Source organism: Solemya elarraichensis gill symbiont, assembly GCF_002021095.1.
GTDB lineage: Bacteria > Pseudomonadota > Gammaproteobacteria > Chromatiales > Chromatiaceae.
This window is the reverse complement of sequence record NZ_MPRK01000210.1, coordinates 1-2,920: the sequence shown is the minus strand read 5'-3', so window position 1 is coordinate 2,920 and position 2,920 is coordinate 1. Positions and strand designations below refer to the sequence as shown.

The 2,920-nt window shown below is 44.0% G+C and carries 2 protein-coding genes and 1 pseudogene; all 3 read left to right on the top strand.

Going from position 1 to position 2,920, the window contains the following annotated elements; translation table 11 throughout:
- Positions 1-1,053, top strand: a 1,053-nt coding sequence (locus BOW51_RS09125; protein WP_135568203.1) for a BatD family protein, incomplete at its 5' end; no start/stop codon positions are given.
- A gap of 172 nt (positions 1,054-1,225) precedes the next feature.
- Positions 1,226-2,650, top strand: a complete 1,425-nt coding sequence (locus BOW51_RS09120; RefSeq protein WP_078477450.1) for a transporter substrate-binding domain-containing protein — start codon at positions 1,226-1,228, stop codon at positions 2,648-2,650.
- Positions 2,651-2,703: 53 nt separating this feature from the next.
- Positions 2,704-2,920: pseudogene (locus BOW51_RS09115) on the top strand (site-specific integrase); the annotation flags it as partial.

Genomic DNA, 2,920 nt, shown 5'->3' with positions numbered 1-2,920 from the left:
ACAGAAAGCTGGGTAAACCAGGAGGTGTTTGTTACCTTTTCAATAGTGAGCAGTGATCAGTACCTGCTTCTTCAAACAACAGCGCCAGTAGAAAAAAACGGACAGCTAGACTTGCTGGATGTTAAGAAGAGTGTGGCTGAGGATGCATCAAAAACCAGGTATACCATAGGTTGGGCGTACTATCCTGCCAGGGCAGGAGAGCACAGAATCGAGTTCCCCTCCATTCAATTAACGAGCGGTGGTAGTAAAACACACAGGTTTTACCTGCCTGTGAAAAGCATTTCAGTCAAACCGTTGCCGGTATACATTCCATCAAATATGCCAGTTGGCAAACTCGATATTGAAATGAAGCCGGTGCCGGTTTTTTTTATTACCAATCGATTGGAATATATCGGCGCACAACTCAAGACTCATGGCGTATTGAGCGAACTGGTACCGAAGATTGAAAACAACCTGCAGAGTCAGACGAATCTCCAGGTTTATCCAGCCGCTATTCAGATGACACGCAGTGATGGAACTGGTCGGACAGGTAACCTGGTTGACATCAATGTGCCTATCAAAGCCAAAACAACAGGGATCTATCAGCTGGATGATATCGAAATAAAATACTTCGAACCAACAAGCGGAAAGATAGAGACGTTGACTTATCAGTGGCCAAAAATGCTGTTTATCAGCACTTGGTTAATTGTGTTGTTGTCAGTTATTTTTCTGTTGCTTGTGGTCTACCTGCTGAAATACAGTTTTAAATATCTCTCGGCTAAACGATCAAGATCAAGACAATTGAAGGCAGTCAGGAATAGCCTGGTGTCTGCAAGGACGGTTCAAGAGCTTAAGAAAGGCCTCGATTTGTTGGCAGAACTCGAGCTTGGAAAGAGAAATGCATCATTAAAAAGTTGGCATGATAAAAATGACCTTGAATATGAACCTCTGGGTAAGGCTCTTTACAATGCCTCGTCTGAAGATATTGACAGCATAAAAACCCTTTACCTTGTACATATAAATAGAACTCATAGGTTATATCGAGCATTAAAATGGAATTCGTCTGGACTGTAGATTAGGCAGGATAAAAGGTTCATCATTGTCACAATTTTCGCTTTTATATAGTCTTCTGAACTGATAGGGTATTTTTTATCAATTGTTTAAGGAACAAACTTTAGTTTCTATGCATTGGTTTTTTAGAATCCAGTGTAGACGTAACTTAAGCGGCTGTTAATGGAATGTACGCATGATGCCAACTCACTCGAAGTGTACCCCGCATACCGGCAAGTTTTTCTTGCTGATAGTCACTCTCTACCTGGGCCTGATATCTATTTGGCCAGTCGCCGGTTTATCAGCCAGTAATGAAAATGTCACCGTCCAACTGACAGCTGAAGAGTCGACCTGGCTTGAAGCCAACAGGGTGATCCGGGTAGCCGGTGATATCAATTGGCCACCATTCAATATCGCTAAAGATGGAATCCCGAAAGGCTATTCGATCGACTACATGGGTATGTTGGCGAAAAAGACTGTCCTCAAGATCGATGATGTAACGGGGCCAAATTGGAATGAATTCCTTGAGATGATGAAAGAGGGTTCTCTCGATGTCATGCTGGACATTGTAGAGACACCTGAACGTCAGGAGTATCTTCTCTTCACACCCGCATATTTAAAGAATCCAAATGCGATACTTAGCCGGAGTGAATCACCATACAAGAACCTTGAAGAACTCTATGGCAAGACTGTTGCAATAATAAAGGGTTCGTTCTACGAAGAAATTCTTGAAAGAGATTTTCCTCAGATAAATATCCTGGCACTTGCAGACACATTCGAAACGATCAAGGCAGTCAGTTTTCTGGAGGCCGATGCCGCTTTTGGTGAGACTGCTGCAATCAGGCATCTTATGAAGAAGCATTTGACCACCGGCCTGGTGATTTCAGGTGAGTTGGAAATGGGGGACCCGGAGCTGGCTCTACTGCACATTGCGACACGCAAAGAGTTGCCGCATTTGGCCTCGATTCTGAGTAAAGGCATGGCTGCCATTACGCAGGAGGAAAAGCAGGCTATACACATGTTGTGGGTCACTGAGGAAGATAAGGTTGATTCTGTTAACCAGGTGATCGACCTGAGTGAGGCCGAGAAGCAGTGGTTAAAACAACATCCGACAATTTCAGTTGTCGATGATTTTGCATGGCCGCCTTTCTCATGCCTGGATGATAACGGCAACATGGCCGGCCTTGCTTCCAGCTATATTCGTCTGTTTGGTGAACGACTTGGCGTCGAGTTTAGGCCAAAGTTCGGGCGTAGCTGGGATCAGGCTCTTGATGAAGTGAAATCGCGTCAAAGCGATACAGTTCCGTTGCTGATTCCTACAAAGGAGCGTGAAACATTTTTATCCTTCACCAAGCCTGTCATCTCCTTTCCTCTTATTCTTGCTACCCGTTTCGACAGTTCATTTATCGATGGTCTGAGTGACCTTGCCGGAAAACGTGTTGGTGTGGTGGACGGCTATCTCAATGATAAGAGACTGGAAGAGGGGTATCCTGCGATTGAGGTGGTTTTATACGGTAGTGTTGCCGAAGGTCTGGAAGCCGTGGATCAAGGCGTGATAGACGCTTTTGCAGCCAGCCTTGGTGTTGTTGTTTATGAGAGTAATCGACTGGGACTGGATTAGTCAAGATGGCTAAGCCTCTCTTAAACAGTGACTACAAATAATGAGGTGAAATAATGATGAAACACAATGCTGAAAACGAACGTGTAAAGCGCAAATATTTGATATTTCTTAAAGAGGCTAAGCGACAAAATGAAGCAAGTCTGGATGCCGTTGCCATGGCTTTAAGTCGGTTTGAAAAATATAATAAATATCGCAATTTTAAAGCCTTCCATTTTGAGCAGGCGGTAGGTTTTAAGAAGCATCTAGCAAATCAGGACAATAAGCAGACTG

Bases quoted from the DNA above. Each gene is read 5' to 3' on its own strand.
- BOW51_RS09120 (WP_078477450.1), top strand. From the start codon at position 1,226: ATGATGCCAACTCACTCGAAGTGTACCCCGCATACCGGCAAGTTTTTC.